Here is an 18,942-nt window from a genome sequence, read left to right as displayed (position 1 = left end):
TAGCATAAATGAAGCCGCGGAGCAGGCGGCCGTTTTCCCTGCATTTCAAGTCGTTAGCCGGCAAAAAAACACCGGCCGCCGCTCTTTGGGAGCTGGGCCGGTGCATGTCGTTGGATTTAGACGACGGACTCGATAAATCGCTTCAGAATAGCCGCAACTTCAGCTCTCGTCGCCGTTTCGTCCGGCGCGAAGGCGCCGTTCTGACGGCCGGTGATCAAGCCGTTATTTTGGCCGTACAATACCGCTTGGCGTGCCCAGGCATCGATTGCCGATGCGTCGGAATAGCTTAGCTCCGAACCAGACGCAGCTTCTGTGTCCGCCTTAATGAACTGCGCGAAGCGATAGAGCATCGCGGCCAGCTCCTGACGCGTCACCTGACGGTCCGGATCGAACCGCGTGCCGCCGACGCCTTGAACGATGCCGTTGCTCGCAGCCCAATCCAGGTACGCGCCGTACCAGCTGTCGTAATTCACGTCCGTGAACGCATGCTGTCCGGTCGCGGCCAATGGGCCGTAGCTTCTCTCGTACAGGCGGCCGATGACGGTAGCCAGCATGGCGCGGGTCATGCCCGTGTTTGGCGCAAAGGTGCGGTCGCTAACGCCGACGAAGAGCTCGCGCTCGGCGACGAAGTCGATGTAAGACTTGCCCCAATGGTTTGCGATGTCGCCAAACGCCTTGGGATTAGCCTGGAACTCGATCGTCTTGCCGGCAGGCGCGAAATACTTCATTTCTCCGGAAGCTTCGGTAGAGAAGCCGATGAAGACCTTTTTGCCGCCATCGACGTAGTAAGGCAGTCCGGCGGCTTTTACTTTTGCAAATACCGCCTTGATCGTATGCGCCTCTGTAACATTGTTGAACGTGTAGCTGCCGACCTTGCCCACGCTCTTGCCGTCTACCGTCACGTCCGAGATCGCATAGCCCGCATCCGGCGCAATCGTAAAGGTTTGGCTGCCGCCCTTGTTCACCGCGACATTCCCTGCAGGACTGATGCTGCCTCCTGCATCCGCGCTCGCCGCGATCGTCAGGCTTCCGACGGATACGGTGCCTGGCGTGGAGACGATCTCGCCGTAGGCGACGGCATAAGTCGAGAAGTTCTGCGCCCAGATGATCATCTGGTTGGCTGTTGCGTCGATCATATAGCCTTCCGAAGACGGCGTCGTTGCGGAAAGGGGCAGCTTTGTCATCTTTTGCGCCACGCCGTCATGGAAGCGATAGAGCGTGACGTTGGTTTTACCCGAGAGATCGTACGGCACGATAATCTTAAGCAGACTGCCTACCGTAGACAGTGCGGTCGTGGTCGTCTGGTTGGACGTATCGATCCTCGTTTTAGTCAGCGTCATGTCCAGATACAGGTCGATGCTTTGTCCGCTTGCCAGATTCCGCAGATCGGAAGCGCCCGTCGCTGCGGCTGCGTCCTGCTTCTCCACGCCTAGCGTGATCTTGACCGATCCGCCGTCGGCGACAAGCAGCTGGTCATCAGCCGTATACACGTGCTGCGTATCCGAAAACAGCTCGTTGAGCCCGTCAACGACAACGCTTGGCGTGTCTCCCTTGATTTCCAGCGCGCTGTTCTTGTTGCCTCTTGGCAGTACGATGAATTGCGGCGTGAAGTCATAGTCCTGATCCTTGACCGTAACGGCAACGGTAATGACCTGATCGCCCTTGGTCACGACAAGGTTGTAGGTTCCGTTGGGCACGCCGGTGACTTTGAAATGCCCGTTCGCATCAGTCGACGCGGCGGTGCCGATCTGGGCGTTGCCCTTCATCACCTTGACGGTCGCATCAACGCTGTAGTTGGCGTCCGGCGCGTCGTCCACCACCGTGCCGAGTACGCTATAGGTGCCGTTGGTTGTGAAAAGGATCGTCTTTTCAGTGCCCGCCGGCGTGCTGCCATTCGCTTTTACGCGAACCATCACCGTATGATCGCCGCTCAAGACCGGCGGATTCGCCGGATCGTAGGTCACCCAGTTGCCGTCGTCGATCGCGTACTCCATCGTCGCATCTGCGCCGACAATCGTATTTAATATATCGTTCGCCGATACATTTGGCGCCGCCGGCGCATTCGGCGTGAAGTGCAGCGACGCCGCCGTACCAGCCAGCGCGGTTTCGGTAGCTGACGTGCGAACTTGAACGGTATGCGTGCCGGACAGGTCAGGTGCGTTCGTGCCGTTATATTTCACATAGGAGCCGCCGTCGACCGCGTACTCCATGCCGAGGGCGAGTCCGGCAATGGTGTTGGCGGCATCGTTGGCCGTCACGACCGGCGCGACCGGACGGGACGGAATGCTCAGCGACTGTGCCGCCGAGTCGGTCGTCGATGTGCCGTTGCCGACCTTCACGATCGACAGCGATGTGCCGAGCCAGCCGGCTTCGATCGCAATTTTACCGTCGTTACCCGCCGTCTTAGTCACGCCGCCGATGAGATACTCCGCTCCCGGCGTCAGGCCCGTCAGTACCTCGTCGCTGTAGCTGATCGCCGCATTCGGCGTCGTCTCCGGCGTAGACGTGAACGCCCCCACCGTCACCGATGTTGCCTCCGAAGCAAACGCCGTTGCCGTTGCTGCCGTCCGCACATAGTAGGTGTCCGGTGCCAGACCCGTTACCGTCGTGCCGGCAATCGACGTCCAAGTACCCGAGGTGCCCTTCTTGTACTCCAGCTCGCTGGTGACGCCGGTTATCGTGCCGTCATTCCCGGCCGAAGTTTCGTCCGTCTTGCCTACGCCGGTCGGCGTGGTTGGACGCGATGGCACAACCAGCGTCTGCGGTGCCGAGTTCGTCGTTGACGTACCATCGCCGACCTTCACGATCGACAGCGATGTGCCGAGCCAGCCGGCTTCGATCGCAATTTTACCGTCGATACCCGCCGTCTTAGTCACGCCGCCGATGAGATATTCCGCTCCCGGCGTCAGGCCCGTCAGTACCTCATCACTGTAGCTGATCGCGGCAGTCGGTATCGCTTCCGGCGTTGTGCCCGGTGTATTCGATACACTCGCCGGCGTCTGGCCGAAGTGCACGACCTTGCCGTCTTCGTCCACTTCCGCCACGCCGATGTTGTCGCCGTTCGCTGCGGATACGAGGCCGTCGCTTGGCAGGTTCTCGTAAGTCGGCAGCGTATCGCCAACGTTTGGAATCGTCACCGTGCCCGTGCTGAAGTTGTAGTACACCAGCTTGTGGCCTGTTGCAGGTGCCGGCGTCGCTTCAAGCTTCGTCTTGCCGTCATTGTTCGTGCCGGCCGGGTCCGTCGACGTGACCGTCAGGCCCGTGGCCTGCGTCGGCGTCGGCTCCGCCGTCACGTTCGCCGTCGTCTGGCCAAAGTGCACGACCTTGCCGTTTGCGTCCACTTCCGCCACGCCGATGTTGTCGCCGTTCGCTGCGGATACGAGGCCGTCGCTTGGCAGATTCTCGTAAGTTGGCAGCGTATCGCCAACGTTCGGGATCATCACCGTGCCCGTGCCGAAATTGAAGTACACCAGCTTGTGGCCGGTTGCAGGTGCCGGCGTCGCTTCAAGCTTCGTCTTGTTGTCGTTGCTTGCGCCGGTCGGGTCCGTCGACGTGACCGTCAGGCCTGTGGCCTGCATCGGCGTCGGCTCCGCCGTCACGTTCGCCGTCGTCTGGCCAAAGTGCACGACCTTGCCGTTTGCGTCCACTTCGGCGACACCGATATTGTCGCCGTTTGCGGCGGTCACCAGACCATCATTTGGCAGATTCTCGTAAGTTGGCAGCGTATCGCCAACGTTCGGGATCGTCACCGTGCCCGTGCCGAAGTTGAAGTACACCAGCTTGTGGCCGGTTGCCGGTATCGGCGTCGCTTCAATCTTCGTCTTGCCGTCATTGCTCGAGCCGGCCGGGTCCGTCGACGTTACCGTCAGCCCCGTTGCCGGAACCAGCGTTATATAAGAAATATATCCGCCATTCAACTTGAAATTGCCAGGCGCATACACACCAGCGAGCTTGATCACAAGCTCCGCCGCGTCGTCGTCTCCCTCCGTGTCGATATACAGCGTCGTCACGCCGTCCGCTACGGAGACTTCCACGGAGCGAGCCGCCACGTTCGTGCCGTCCCCGGCCGTCACGCTGCCGCCGGTGAAATCGACGACCGGAAGCGCGTCTGTGTAGCCGTTAATTACTAGCGTACCGCCTGTCTCCGTCACGTATTCCGCATTAACGGGCGTCCCGATCTCTCCGTTCACCGATCCGTCTACGAAACCGATGACGTTCAGACGGTCGCCTGCGCCAAAGCCGTCAATCGTATCGATGCCGTTGCCCGTCTGGTTGTAAGCAATCGTCTCGGCGCCGGCGCCAAGCGTGATCGTGTCGTTCCCCGACAACGTCCAGATATCCAACTCGTTCGCGCTGAACGTGTTGTCTTCGATCGTCGAGCCGGCCACAGCCCCGCCTTCGGCGATCCCTGTACCGAAGCCCGTAATCGTATTGTTTCTGATCGTCATGTCTTTGCTGCTGCTGAATCCGATGCCGTCGTTCGAATAGCCGCCGTCATTGGACGTCCTGCTGTTATGCCAAGACGGAACCGATGGGCCCGTAATGGTGTTGCCTTCGATGACAAAGCCGTCACCCGCTTGGTACAGCAGAATTCCCGTCGGTCCGCCCAGCCCGAGATTCAAGTAAGAGCCAGTCTCTCCAGGTTCCGGAATGACCAGGCCGATGTCATAGATCTCGTTGTCCTTCACGATCCCGGTCGTGCCTCGGCGGTCGCCTCCGCCGTTCACGCTCCAATCCGAGGATGAGATTTGGATACCGTTGCCCGTGCTGTAAAGCGTCTTGCCGTGTCCCTGCAACTTGTTGTCATGAATGTCGACCTCAAGCGCCGGTCCCCATGCAAGTATGCCTGTCTTGTGGAAACGAACAATTTCCGAGTTCTGTACCGTCACCTTGTGCGCGCCTGTGCCGGCCGCGCCTTCTAGCAGAATGCTCTCGTTATGGTTCGCGCCGGAAGGTTGATCTTGCGGCAAATAATCGACTGGCAGCGGAGCGACCGGGCTTCCGCTGTAATCCGAATAAACGTCCCGCACATCGATGACCTTTACCTGGTCGATCGTCGCCGAAGTATCGCGAACTGCGATGCCGTTGAACGTATAGACGTTTGCGTCTCCAGCATGTGCGGCAATATAGCCCTGTTTGCGCCCGTCTATCGTCAGGTCCTTAATGACGACTTCTCCGGTCGTCGAGGTCTTGACGCCGATGACAGGATACAAGGTTTGATTTTTAAGCGTCTTCCAGTTGGCTGCAACCAATTCGTTGGAATTCGGAGATTCAATGATCGTCTGGCCGATGCCCGCGCCTTGCAGTGTGATATTTTTCGTAACCGTCAATTGGTCGCGATACGTGCCTGCCTCAATCGTGACCGTATCGCCGTCCGCTGATACGTCAAGCGCAGCTTGAATGCTTGTAAAATCGGTCGTCGAGCTGCCGTGCTTCAAGTGAGCGATGACCGGAAGCGGCGTTAATTCGGTTGATGCCGTGTCGTCTGTCGCGACGTTCGGCGTTTTATTTTGATAACCTGCCGCTCCTACCGCCTGCGTCCCCGAAGGCAGCCACATATAAGCGAGACCGTCCGCCAGCGTAGGCGCCTCATACGTATAATTGCCGGCCAGCGTTCCGCTCACTTGCGAAAATACCGATGTCGCCGCGGCCGGATTCGTCGTGACGGTCACCAGGTAGACATCGTCGCCGCCGGATTTATTTTTGATCGAGCGAGGATTGCCCGTGCCCTCCATGGCGATCGGCCCCACGTTGCCGGCCGCGATCCGCACATCCTTCGCGATGACAGCAGGCCGCCTGACAGATGCGCCTTGACCGCCGCGCATGTAAACGTCTCCGGCGTCGCCTGCAATCTCGACCGTGCTGCCGTTGCCGCTGCCAAAGGCACGCAGGCCGGCGCCGCCGACTCCCGTTGTGCCGTTACCTCCTTGAGCTGTTAGGTTCGCATGATCTTCAATCTTGATATAGCCTAAATCTGAAAACAGTCCATGAGCGCCATTGACTTGTCCGGCCCCGCCGACAGCACTCACCTTGGACGAACCGGCAATGTCGATGTTGCCTTGCACGCGAACCGCCATCCCGCCGGATGCTCCTGCAGCAGCCCCGCTGCCGCCGGAAGCGTTCACGTCCGCGCCGCCTTTGATCGTCAGACCGCCGTTCGGCGAATAGATTCCGTATCCACTCACCATGCCTTGGCCGCCTACTACCGATACAGTGCTGCCGTCGATAACGATGTCGTTAGTCACGTACAGTCCGGTGCCCGCTTCAATGCCTGACAAGCTCGTTCCGCCGTTTGCCGCAACCGACGCAGCAGCGCCCGTAATATCGAGTTTCAGCGTAAAAATGCCGTCGCCGCCCTTTTGCGAAACGCTGGCCCCGCCGGTGCTCTGCACCGTACCGCCGCTGACGGCCACGCTATGGTAAGCCCGAATGCCTCTGCCGCCTTCGTAAAAATCGCCTCGGACATTGTCCGCCAGCGCCTCGCCGCCGACGGCCTTCAGCGAACCGCCTTCGACGCTCAGCTTGCCTGCCTCGCCCTGGGAGCCGAACTCCTCCAGATAGACGCCCGCCCCTCCCCGGTGAGTGACGCTGGAACCGGCCGGAAGGTCGGTACGATCACCGTTTGTCCTGCCGCCGTACGCCTCTACGTCGCCGCTCTTTATGAGCAGATTGCCCCAATTAAGCGCAATGCCGTTGCCGCCCGAGGCACTAACCGAATCCCCGCCGTATGCCTTGACCATGACGCTGCCGTCCACCGTCAGCGAAGCCACGGGATTCGTATTGCCGCTTGTGTTGTCCGACAACAGGTAGATTCCGTTGCCGCTATCTGCGGCAGGATCCGCGGCAGCGCGTCCCTTCGCCGTTATCGTGCCCGTACCGTTAATCGTAAGCTGATGGTTGGAATCCGAAAAAATGCCGTTGAAGCCCTCGATCGTATTGCTCCCCGCCGTTTCAAGCACGATATCGCCGGGACTGTTGTGCTTGACGAGGCCTATGCCGTTGTAGGTGTCGCCGGCGGGCGCCGCGATATTGAAGTTTTCAAGCTTCAACGTAATCGGCTCGTCGACCAGCACATGCACGTTGTCATAGATTTTGCCTGCTTTGCCCTTCAGCGTAACGGTCGAGCCCGCAGGGGCGGTCACGTGAATGCGCGTCGCCGAAGCGGGAGAATCGTCCGTCGTGATCTCCAGCACGTCGCCGTCCGCAGCCAGCGTGGCGTCTTGCCAAGGCTGCGAGGTACCGTTAATTGTATAGGCGGGTGCTGCGGCCGCAGCTCTGTTAACGGTAACGGCGTAGTATCGAGTTGCGCTGCCGCTATCGATCTGAATGTATGCGGTCGCCGATCCGCCCGCCGGCAGATTCAACGATCGAACGCCATAAACGCTGCCGCTTGTAAAATCCGAATTGTCGTAGAACCAGACGATCGCGTTGCTGTCGGCAGGCACGATATCGGCCTTGTCCAGCTTCGTCACGTTGTTCGCCACGTTGATCGACCATGTAATCGGATCACTGTATGTCCCGGCTCCGCCTCCCGGCGCAGCGTCCGTTTTGCCGAGGATGCTCGTCAGCGACGCATCGTTGCTCACGGGTCCCGGCACGTACTCGAATGCGCCGATTTCGACAGCGCTGCCGACCTTGCGCGCCTTGCCGCTCAGATCAAAGCTGCCGACGGACTTGCTGTCGTCGCCCTGATCGATCGCTCCCGTCGCAGAGCTTGCCAGACGGAAGTCTCCCCCTATGGCGTCAATAAAAGGGAAGCCTGCGTACACATTATTTCCGTTTGGTGTCGTAACTTTGCCGCCATCATCATAAAAGACCGTTCCGAATGCTGAAACCGTTTGACCTTGCGCTATGTTATCGATCATTAAGTTGTTATAGAATTCAACGGAACTGACGTTGGACTCAATGGCATAGCCGACCGGTCCCAATGCCTGACCCGTCCCCGTATTGGACACACTGTTGCCGTAGAAAGTGTTGTTTACAACTTTCAAATTAAAATCCATGAAATTGCCGATCGTGCCGCCGTATGCATCTCCGCTTGTATGACTGCTAGTGCTGTTATTAAAGAACAGGGAGTTTGTGATCTCGCCGTTCTGTGTTTCCATAAATAATAAAGTTGCCTGATAAGCTGGTCCGCCCGCCCTGAAGGCGTTCAGTTCATTGTCCGCAAAAACGACCCGATCGATATGCGCATCATTGCTAAGCGCAACGATCGAAGTGTTATTCTCGGATGTCATTCTGTTGTGGTCGAAGCGTACATTGCTGATCGTAACGCTGCTATAGTCGCTTCCGGAGACCGCGAGCACGGCCCCGGATCCATTGTAGACGCCAGTCGAATCGTTAAGCTCGAAGCCCGTAAACCGAATATCGGACAGGCTGAACGAACCGGAACCCGTAGCCCGAATACCCGCGTGTCCGTTGCCATCCACCGTGATGGCCGGCAAGCCGGACGCATCCTTAAGACCGGTCAGCGTAAAGTTCGTCGAATCGTTTCCGATTGTCGTACCTTCACTAGCCAATTCGTCCCAGCCTGTCAGATCCGACGCCAGCGTGATCGTCTGCCCTGCCAGCGCCGGATCGAATACGACCTTGCCGTCGGCTACGGCGCCCGCCTGCGCGATCGCCCAGCGCAGCGAGCCAGGACCGCTGTCGTTTGTGTTGACGACGGTGAAAGTGTTGCCCGTCGCCGTCACCGTGAAGCTGACAGTAAAGCTCTTTGATAGACTCCCTCCGGCAACGATTACCGTCGCCGAATAATTACCCGGAGTCAAACCGGTATTAGGTACTGCCGTGAAGCTATCACTGCCGCCGGCCGCGATGCTTCCGATCGACGATTTCGATAAGGCGAACGAATTCGCATTTGTACCGGTCAGTGCGATCGTCAGAGGACCAGCCGCTTCCGTGCCCGAATTGCTGACTGTGACATTGTATGGCGTCGGTGCCGCGTAATCTGCGCTAGCCGTGGCAAACTCATGGTTACCCGTCTCGCTTAGCCCAAAACTGTATAAAGGCGGCGTCCTGGAAGGCATAAAAATGCCCGTGATATAAGTCGACGTGTTAAAAATGGTTTCAACGTTAGAACCATCCAGATCCGCCCGTTTGAACTTGGATTCGCCATCGTCGAACCAGTACATCTTGCCGTGCTCAGCGTCCAATGCGAAGCTGGCTGCGCCGCTGTTATTGTCGCTGGATACAACTTCAATCACGGTCTCCTTATTGGAGCCATCCAAATCGGACCGCTCAATCGCGTTTTTGGCATAATCGGCGAGATAAAGCTTGCGATGGACCTGGTCGACCGACACAATAGTAGGATTGCCAACGCCAGTGAACAAGGTTTTAACGTCGGTACCGTCCAGATTAGCTGATCGTATTGTGTTATATCCGTCTTCAAACCAATAGATTTTCCCATTGACCGCATCGATCGAAAGGTTGCTGGCGCCGTATTGGCCGGTCTTCTCGGTCGCAATGACCACCTGTTCGAGATCGGTTCCGTCCAGATTTGCGCGTTTTATTATTCCGTTGGCGTAATCGGAAATATAGAGCTTGTTGTGAATTTTATCAAGAGCCAACACGCTGGGATTTGATAAACCCGTAAAAAGATCTTCTACGTCCGAACCGTCGTAGTTGGCCCTTCGAATCGTGCTATACCCGTCTTCGAACCAATAAACCTTGCCCGTGTCCGCATCCAACGCGCCGGAATAAGGACCATAATTCGGCATTTTCGCCGAAGCGTCATTGACCATGATTGTCTGGGCCAAACTGCCTACATCCATGCTTACAATAGAATTATTGTCGTAGTCTGTCCAAAAAATCTTCCCGGAAAAGTCCGGCTGGCTTGATGCCTTGTAAACGGACACCGTCTTCGGCGAACCGCCGATCGTATATCCGTTCGGCGAGGCGACAGCCACCGAGACATTCCCTTCGGTCGCAACCGAACTGAGCGCGATGCTCCAGTTCTTGCCCGATCCCGTCAGCGCGCCCTTGACTGCGGCGCCTGTGCCGTTCGTAATCGTGATGTCTGCGTCGGTCAGACCCGCCACATCCGTATCGAACGTCAGGTCGATCTTCGTCGACGTCGTCGTGCCGGCCGCGCCGTCGGCTTCAGCCGTTTGCAGTTCTGCCGACGCGGTCGCGCCGTACGCAGCAGTTGTCATCCCCAGGTATGCGCCTATGGCGAAGAATCGGCTCCCGTCATAATGAACCGATTTTAGGATGGAAGATACATTCGACGTCTCCGCCGTCCATGTCTCGCCGTCCGTCGAAGAATAGATCATGCCTCCCGTACCGACGGCGACATACATGCCGTTTTCATAAGCCAGGCTGTTGAATATACCGGTTCCCGACTTGCGCTGCGTCCAAATCACACCGTCCGTCGATGTGTAAATATTAACGCTCCCGCCGGCCGCGACAAACTTGTTCCCGGCATAAATTACATCGTTGTATGCGATAGCGCTGGTACTGCCTGCTGTCGTTTTTTCCCACGTCGCTCCATCGGAAGAATACCAAAGCGAAGAGGTATTTCCGCTAATGAGATATTTTCCGTTGCCGTAGGCTACGGAAGTTAAACTGCCGGTCAAGCCAGTCGAACCCGGCGCAGTCCATGTCGTGCCGTCGGTCGAGACCACCAGCGTGCCGTTCGCTCCAACGGCCATAAACATCCCGTTCACATATCGAATACCCGCCAAATTTTCAGTTGTGTTGGTCGTCGCGACGGATATCCAGTTGATCCCGTCGGCGGACGTATAGATCTTGCCGCCAGTGCCAACCGCCGCATATCGGTTGTTGCCGTATGCCACACTTGTCAAATTGCCAACTGTCGTTAACCGGTTTGTCCATGCCCTACCGTCCGTCGAACTCAAAATGGTGCCAAAAATAGTGCCTGATGGGGAGTTGTTTCCTACCGCTACATAAAGACCGTTGTTATAAATCGCCTGGTTGACGAACGGATCGACTGTCGTCCAGTTGGTGCCGTCGGTCGAGCGCAGGATATAACCGTTATTGCCGACCAATATAAAGGCGCCGTTGCCGTATGTCATGCCGTACCACGTCGCCCCGGAAGGCAAGCTCACTTCCGTCCAGGTTGAAGCATCCGTCGACGTAAAGACACTGCCGCCCGACTGCGAATATATGACATAGGTGCCGTTGCCGTATGCGGCTCCGAACACTTGTTTGGACAAAGTGAAGGAACTCCAGATGGAGCCGTCAGTTGATTTATAAACCTTACCGTTGGCGTCAATAGCAAACCAGATTCCGTTTAAATTGGAGAGATAATTAATTTGTTTCTGAGCCGGAGCAAGGGACGTACCGCTGCCCCAGGAACCGGAGGCGCCGGTCGTAGAAAAATAAACTTTGCCGTTTGAATCCCCAACTGCGTATTTACCGTCCTTATAATCGATATCGATTATCGTGTTGGTAGCGGATACGTCGGGGTAAACGCCCACGCTCCAGGTCAGGCCATCCGTCGAAGACATGACCGTGCCGGCCACGCCAACAGCCCAGAACTTGTTGTTCAAATATTTGACCATCGTCAAACTGTTTGAAGTAGGAGAGGGAGCGACTTTGCTCCAGTTAACGCCGTCAGTAGAACGGCTTATGACGCCGCCGTTGCCGACGGCGATATAGATGCCCCCGCCGTATGCGACTGCAACCATTGCTTCGGTCGTGAGGTCGTTAGTCGTATTCGTCCAGCGGCCCCCGTCTACGGAAGTGACAATTTGCCGGTTATTGAGCCCCTGACTAACAGCTACAAACCTACCCCCGTCATATATGACATCGTTGATCTGCTGACCAGAACCTAACGGTGAATTATTCAACGCCGTCCAGCTTAAGTTGTCCGCGGCTGCCGCCTTATGCGGGTAAAACGTAAATTGACCCAATACCAGCAATAATGCCAGCATGGCCGATAACCACTTTGCTGCAAAAGATGGACTGCGAGTGATCAAATTGAATCCGCTCCTTTATAAACATGAATCAACCTGCAATGCAGCGCCGTTTAGACGATAAAAAACTTCCATATTAAGACGTTTTTCGTGTTTCCTCGTGCGAATCATATCAGACGCCGCTGAACAAATTCTTAAATAAATAAAGATATTGAAATTTTATTCAATATTGCCAGCTTATTAACAGACTGATCGATGGTCGACTATGAGAGCTGAGCACGAAAAAGATCGTCCGCTGCCCGGCTCGTGGCCTTGGGCAGAGAACGATCTTTCGGGAGAAACATAGAAGTATCCGGAGCGCCGAACGGCTTATTTCATCCCCAACGTCAGATGAACGACGCTGCTGTTGAATTCCTTGCCGTCCCATACGGTATAAGCAAAGGCTTGCCCGGACGGACTCCAGACCGTCTGCGGATTCTCGACGTCCACCGCGATGCTGGTCGACTTGTCGGCCAGCAGGTCGTACACGTAAAGTCCCATCACATTCGTTCCCGACGCGGCGCCTTTGAGACCGTATGCGATCAGCCGCTGATCCGGCGACCAGGAAACGCCGTCAAGCTCCGTCCCCTCCGCGATGACTTTCGGATTTTTCCCTTCGGCATCGTACATCGTCAACGTCTTTTTGGAATCGGCGTACTGCAGCACAAGCATCTGCTTACCGTCCGGGGACGGCACCAGATCGGCTACGCGCGCCAGATTCAGATTGGTCTGCGTACCTGTGGCCGGGTCTGCCATATGCAGCGTCTCGTCCGCATTGCTATTGTAATAAATCTTGCTGTTCATCTGCCTCACGATGATCAGACCTTCCGCCGGAACCCCTTTGAGAGCCTCGATCTTGCCGTCGGCACTCGCCGTATAGGCTCCACCGCTGTATGCGGCGCCGATTACCTTGCCGTCGTCCGTCCAATGCGCGCTCATCGCGCCGGCCGTCGGACCGTCCGTAATCGGGAACGTATCCATCGTCGCAAGGTCGAGCACGCGGTAGATCGGATCGCCCAGCGAAAATTCGCTGTAAAGCAGATGCTTTTTATCCGGCGACAGCTCCCCGTCGCCCAAATTCACGTTTTTCTGTTCCTTCAGCGGTTCGAACTTCTTGGTTCCGAGATTGTAGCGGTAAAGACTCCTCGGGTAGGAATCGGCCAGCTCCGCCAGGCTCATCTTGCCCAGCGCTTCATTGGCTTTAATCGCGACCGTAGTCTCTTCGTCAAGCCAGCCGGTAATCGCGACATGCTCGTGAGGTTCGATTTTACCCAGTGTTATATCGGGCGTGCCCGCTTCCTTGCCGGCATCGTCGATGACCGTTATCGTTTTGCCGGGCTCCTTGATCACTTCGCGATTGCCGGCCTGATTGTCGCTGCACGCAGCGAGCGTCATGAGCAGCGCCGGAACGGCGACCGCGAGTTTCAATACGTTTGCTTTCATTTAAATCCCCTCCTTGCCATTCAATTTACCAATCAAATGTTGATAAAGTACGGCCGATTATTTCGAAAATGTAAACAAACATATCGAAAATGTGCGATGTTTATGCGGATTCTCTGCTGCCCCAGGCCGGGTAAGCGACGCTGAACGTCGTGCCCTCCGCATCCGACCGGAGGAGCGCGATGGAGCCGCCTTGCATTTCCGCATATTTTTTAGCCAGCGCGAGTCCCAGGCCGGCGCCGCCGTTTTCCCGCGACCGGTTCTTATCCACCGTATAAAAAGGCTCGAAAATTTTGTGCACGACCGCTTGCGGAATGCCGATGCCCGTATCGGCAATCTCGATGACGACTTGACCGGCCCGCTCCGCGCAGCTGACGCTGATGCTGCCTTTGGCCTTGTTATACTTGATCGCGTTGTCTAGCAGATTCATCAGCACAATCGTCAAGCTGTCGCGGTCCGCGTCCGCGCTGGCTTCCGTCAGGTTCGTCTCCAGACGGAGGCCGAACTTCTCCATCTTGCCCTGCAGACTGCCGAGCACCGACTCGATCGTCCGACGCACGTCCACCTTTTCCTTCGAAAATTCAAAATCGTATTTTTCCAGCGCGGAAAGCTGCAGCACCTTTTCGACCATTTCGTACAAACGCTGGGTGTCGCCGGCAATGTTCGTCTTGGCCGTCTGCAGCAGCTCCTCGTCGTCCGGATACATATCCATGAGGTCGAGATAGGCTTTGATCGACGTTAACGGCGTTTTGAATTCATGCGTGACATTGCCGATGAACTGCTTTTGCTGCTGATCCAGCTTGGACAGCTTGTCGACCGCCAGCTTCAGCTTCTCCTGCTCCTCGTCCTTGTCCCGGATCGTCCGTCTGATGCGCTCGCTCATCATTCGAATGCCTTCGCCAAGCTCGCCGAGCTCGTCCTTGCGCGCCAGGACGGCCGTCTCGTAGCTGCCCTCCCTGATACGGTTCACCGTTTGGTTCAGCTTGATAATGCTGCCGGAAAGCGCGTTGAAATAAAAATACGCCAAAATAAAGCTCAGCAGAAACGTGCCGGCGCCGATAAACACAAAAAGCTGCCTGATCTGATGATAAAAAACGTCGTTTGCAGCCAGATCGTAATAAAACTGCACGACGCCAACCTGCTCGTTGCCGACGTTTAAGGGGGACAGATAATAAAGCGAATCTCCTTCGACTAAATACGCCGTTTTCTGCTGAAGCGCATAGGACAGCGTCTGCCCGATGCCCTCGGACACGGCGCCGGATTTGTTTTTATAAATCGCCTTCCCGTCCGCATCGTACAGCTCGACCGTCTGCCCGCTGATCCACTCCAGTTGCTTGCCGAATTCCGCTCCTTTGGAAGCGAGGTAAGTCTCGGGCACCTTGTTCGGCTCGGCCGTCAGCGACTGATACAAATACGTATTCGCCGTAGAAGCCTGCTGCGCCAAGTATTGCTCCACCTGCGCGCGCTGATTTTTCTGAATGCCCTGGAGCACGAGCAGGCTTAGCACAATAACCGTCAGCAGCAGCAGCGCAGCCAGAAAAGCGCTCGTTTTCAGCTTGATGCTAATTCTCAACGCGCCCGCCTCCCGCGGCTTTATAACCGATCCCGTGTACAGTCTGGATCGCCTCGCTGTACGGCTCGCCCAGCTTTTTTCTCAGCCGCTGCACGTGGATATCGACGGTTCTCGTGCCTCCTGCGAAATCCATGCCCCACACCAGGTCCAGCAGTTGCTCCCGCGTGTACACTAAGCCGGGCCGGGCAGCGAGCTGTGCCAGCAGGTCGAACTCCTTGGGCGTCAGGTCGAGCTGTCTCCCGCCCGCCTCCGCCCGCCTTTTGCCGATATGCAGCGCGACGCCTTCCAGCTCGATCTCGGCGGACGCCTCCTTCTCCCCCGCCGCCTGCATTCTCCGCAGCAGCGACCGGAGGCGCGCCAGCAGCTCCCGCATATCGAACGGCTTGGTCATATAGTCGTCGGCGCCAAGCTCCAGTCCGAGAATTTTGTTGACGATATCCTCCTTGGCCGTCAGCATGATGACGCCGATGCGTCCTTTATTCTGGAGCTTTTTGAGAATGTCATAGCCGTCCATGCCGGGCAGCATGACGTCCAGGATTATGGCATCCGGCTGGTAGACGCTTAGTCTTGCCAATGCCTCGCCGCCGTCGTAGACCGCCTCGACCTCATAGCCTTCCCGCTTCAGGGCATAGGCGATGGCGTCGGCAATTTTCCGCTCGTCCTCGATCACCATTATTTTTTCGTGCATGGGCGGATTCCTCCGTTATTAAATAGTGAAAACCGATATTCGCATACTTGCGCTAAAATTATTTTCAAAAGAATTAGATTTATAAAAGGAACGTCAGGTTAATTTCGGCCTGCCGAACTGTCTAGATTATCTTTTTTGAGACGTGACAAAAATAGACGCGATTACATTCAATACTTTCTTAAAATCAAGCAAGTTTTGTTTTGATTTGTTCTTCGATTTATTACTATTTAAGGAGCAAAACTATTTAATACATGTCATTGTAAGCTTTTAAAGCAGTCAGATGCTAATGCTGGATTTGTAAATTAAAAAGCACTGTTGTTTTTGCTAAAGTTAAAGTGCCCAGCCATCATTTCAACCGAGTATTTGCCCTAATGTTGGTTCATCCGACCGATTGAATCATTTGCCTAATGAATATAAACCAAGATTCAATGATAAGCATGACTCATAACCTTCAACAGTGTGAATATAAATCGTTTTCTAGTTGCGTCCAGCTTTCCAACTAGTCTTCATTCTGTAGTTCCATGAGAACAACTGCTCCTGCCCGCTTAAGAGTCGCAAAAACAATTTTCATTCACGGCACAGCTGCAATTTATTGCTTAACATTTTTTCCGGCTTGGCTACCCCGAATATCATTGTAACCGTGAATAGGCCGAGAAATTGAAATCTCGGTTCGGGATGCCGGCTTCATCATTGAATATTCGATGTTTGAATGCATGTCTGATCAGCATATCATCGATTGTAATAAACTAGTTTTATTATTAGCTAATTAACGATTACTCCCCATAATAGCTAAATCACAAGGAGTTCATCCGGCAAAGCACTAAGAATTAAAAAAGACCTCAAAGGATTACTCCATCCGAGGTCTAACAAATTTAGAGTGGATTGTCACATTTCCATTCCACATCCAACTTAGAGAAGTTGGAGAGATATTTTGACAATTCCTTTTCGAGATTCTCCAATCCTAAAATATCTGTAACATGAATAGAATTGACTAGTTCTTCATCCGAAACATCCCAATCATTCTCAAGGTGTTCGATAGAAATTTCATATTTTCGTAGCCAATACATCATCTTAGAAATATTTGATGTGTTAAGACTCCCACCCATTTCAGAGGAGCTAACGACAACAAATGCTCGTCTCTCCTCTGAAGAGGAGGTAATTTCTACCGCTAGTGTATTTCCTGCGATAAGATTATTAATTTGCCTCGTATCAAACTTTATCATGGCGTTTGAAACACTTCCCTAAGTTATTTAAAGAAAATTCTAATTACCTTTCCGTTTTCATCATGAATTTGAAGATGCGGCATATCTCCATGTGCATTTCCGGGGCCATGCCCAGTAACTCTGCCATCTGCACCAACTTCATCATCCCAATGATACGTACTTTTCTTTCCAAAGAAATCTTTTGCCTCTTTTGCAGACATTCCTGTTGTATTTTTAAATCCTTTCCCCTGATAAAGTCTCAGGAACAATTCTTCTGCCTCCGACCTGCTCCCCACTGTAACATCTTTTGCACCCTTACTTAATTGGTTAGCTGCGTTTCCAACACTTTTTGACGACCATGGAATACAACTCGTATTATGAACCCAAATCCCAAGTTCACTTACAAAATAAGTATGGAACTCATCCACCGTCATGTTGTAAACCTTAGCTGACTCATGCTCCAGTTTAATACTTTCTATTTTAAGCTTATTTCCATTACTCTGAACTAGCAAGTCCCCGACTTTAAGATCTTCAACAAATGTCCACCCTCGTCCATCAACCCAGAAAGGATGATTAAAGGTCGATTCAATTACTTGGTCACCAACATGAATTCTATAAATTTCGTCTGTTCCCGTTTCGTGGTTGAATGTCGCTGAAACCTCTTTATAAGCTAACTCACCAGTCGTTTCATCCTTCGAGAGAACCTTATCTCCGACTCGAACGTCTTCAATATTCTTCTCTCCTTCGTTAGTTAGAACCTTGATTCAGGGAATAAAGAAGGTGGCAACTGTTTTTCAGCTACCACCATTGTATCGTTAGCTTGCCGCCCTTTCAGATAAAGCGTCAAGTCGGTATTCGGTTTTGTTCTTAATCATGCTGTATAGAATGGTGACAAGCCTTCTCATGATGCAGATGATTGCCTGTTTCTTCTTTTTGCCTTCTCCTAATCGTTTCTCGTAGTATTCACGGAATATAGGATTGAGCGGCTTACTAGAAGTCCTAGCGGTATGCACTTGCCTTACAGCTAGCCCCCACAGAATCTTGTTTAAGGCACGATTTCCTTGCCGTTGGTTGCGGTCTTTGCCCCTGCCACCGCTGCTCATTTGGCTTGGAGTAAGCCCTGCATACTTAGCTAGCTTGTCAGCACTCGTAAAACGGCTAATATCTCCGATTTCAGCGACAATAGCCGAAGCCGTTACATCATCAACTCCTGTAAATGTGTTCAGCTTGAAGTCTAGCTTTTGCATGATGTGACGGATATTGTCCTCTACATCGTTCATTTCTCGCTGAACGTCACGGATTTGGTTTACATGGCTTCGCACAAGGAAATCACGATAATCCTGTCCGTTCCGCTTCGTATTCCCGTCAGCTTGAACAGACTCAAGGATTAGAGCAGCTTTCTTGGTCGAACACACATTACGGCTATTCTTCCGCAAGAACTCCGCCAATACTTCTAGGGTCACGCCCTCCAATAGATACGGTGAAGGGAACTCATGCCACACGGCTAATGCCGTTTGTCCATCGACTTCACAGAAAAACTTGCTGTAGCTTGGATAGTTGTAGCTTAATTGCGTGTGAAGCTGATTCTTGAGCATGACGAGGGTATCCCGTAAACTGTACCGCCGCATCACTAGTTGTTTCAGAATCCAGTAATCGTCTTGTGGGTGAGCATTCGGCAACCTGTCCAGTTCATCGAGTAACAGTTTGGCGATGTTCTCCGCATCCCAACTGTCATGCTTCTCCGTCATGGCATAGCTTTTGCGCTTCCAGTTAGATAGAGCAGCATTTACTTCTTTGACAAGGAAATGATTCTCGACTAGGAATACGGCTAAAGACCTTCCTTAGCCGCCCACGTCCTCAAGACCGAATACAACCGTCATACCGTCCTGCACATGCTTCTTGACCTTGTTTACCACCGAAGGAAATGCCGATGGCTTGTTCTCAAACTCAATGACCTCTAGCTTCTCGTTCCAACAGTTGATGACAACTGCGGTATGCGTCCGCTTATGTAAATCAACGCCAACATAGATATACTGCTCTTTACGATGTCTCATTTCGAGTATCCCCCTTAGCCTTTATAGCGTTTAGGGAAAAAGAATAGCCGCATCGTCTGTTTAGTAT

At 54.1% G+C, this 18,942-nt stretch carries 6 protein-coding genes and 1 pseudogene; all 7 read right to left on the bottom strand.

All coding sequences use genetic code 11. From position 1 onward, the window contains the following. Window positions 1-116: 116 nt before the first annotated feature. The 7 genes and pseudogenes from ACFOTD_RS21640 to ACFOTD_RS21610 all read right to left on the bottom strand — a co-directional run bounded on the left by ACFOTD_RS21640 (window position 117) and on the right by ACFOTD_RS21610 (window position 18,875). Entirely contained in the window at window positions 117-11,897 is an 11,781-nt protein-coding gene (locus tag ACFOTD_RS21640; protein WP_378122015.1) for a DUF4073 domain-containing protein, read from the bottom strand. 351 nt (window positions 11,898-12,248) lie between these two features. Further along, complete coding sequence (locus tag ACFOTD_RS21635) at window positions 12,249-13,361, bottom strand: hypothetical protein (protein ID WP_378122014.1); 1,113 nt, start codon at window positions 13,359-13,361, stop codon at window positions 12,249-12,251. A gap of 100 nt (window positions 13,362-13,461) precedes the next feature. After that, window positions 13,462-14,931 carry a sensor histidine kinase gene (locus ACFOTD_RS21630; protein WP_378122013.1) on the bottom strand — a complete coding sequence of 490 codons (1,470 nt, stop codon included), beginning with the start codon at window positions 14,929-14,931 and terminating at the stop codon, window positions 13,462-13,464. Then, window positions 14,921-15,619 (bottom strand): response regulator transcription factor, encoded by a 699-nt coding sequence (locus tag ACFOTD_RS21625; protein ID WP_378122012.1) that lies wholly within the window; start codon window positions 15,617-15,619, stop codon window positions 14,921-14,923. Before ACFOTD_RS21625 ends, ACFOTD_RS21630 begins: the two co-directional genes overlap by 11 nt. An 872-nt stretch (window positions 15,620-16,491) precedes the next feature. Then, on the bottom strand, window positions 16,492-16,842 hold the full coding sequence (locus ACFOTD_RS21620; protein ID WP_378122011.1) for a hypothetical protein: 351 nt from the start codon (window positions 16,840-16,842) through the stop codon (window positions 16,492-16,494). 23 nt (window positions 16,843-16,865) lie between these two features. Further along, on the bottom strand, window positions 16,866-17,585 hold the full coding sequence (locus ACFOTD_RS21615; protein ID WP_378122084.1) for a polymorphic toxin-type HINT domain-containing protein: 720 nt from the start codon (window positions 17,583-17,585) through the stop codon (window positions 16,866-16,868). 51 nt (window positions 17,586-17,636) lie between these two features. Continuing rightward, window positions 17,637-18,875: pseudogene (locus ACFOTD_RS21610) on the bottom strand (IS110 family RNA-guided transposase). Window positions 18,876-18,942: the final 67 nt, after the last annotated feature.

Origin of the sequence: Cohnella sp. GCM10012308, assembly GCF_042649185.1 — a bacterium.
GTDB lineage: Bacteria > Bacillota > Bacilli > Paenibacillales > Paenibacillaceae > Cohnella.
The sequence above is the reverse complement of the archived record's forward strand: the minus strand, read 5'-3'. Positions and strand labels throughout refer to the sequence as shown.

Coding starts and splice junctions, on each gene's coding strand:
- ACFOTD_RS21620 (WP_378122011.1), bottom strand. CDS start 16,842: ATGATAAAGTTTGATACGAGGCAAATTAATAATCTTATCGCAGGAAAT.
- ACFOTD_RS21625 (WP_378122012.1), bottom strand. CDS start 15,619: ATGCACGAAAAAATAATGGTGATCGAGGACGAGCGGAAAATTGCCGAC.
- ACFOTD_RS21635 (WP_378122014.1), bottom strand. CDS start 13,361: ATGAAAGCAAACGTATTGAAACTCGCGGTCGCCGTTCCGGCGCTGCTC.
- ACFOTD_RS21640 (WP_378122015.1), bottom strand. CDS start 11,897: ATGCTGGCATTATTGCTGGTATTGGGTCAATTTACGTTTTACCCGCAT.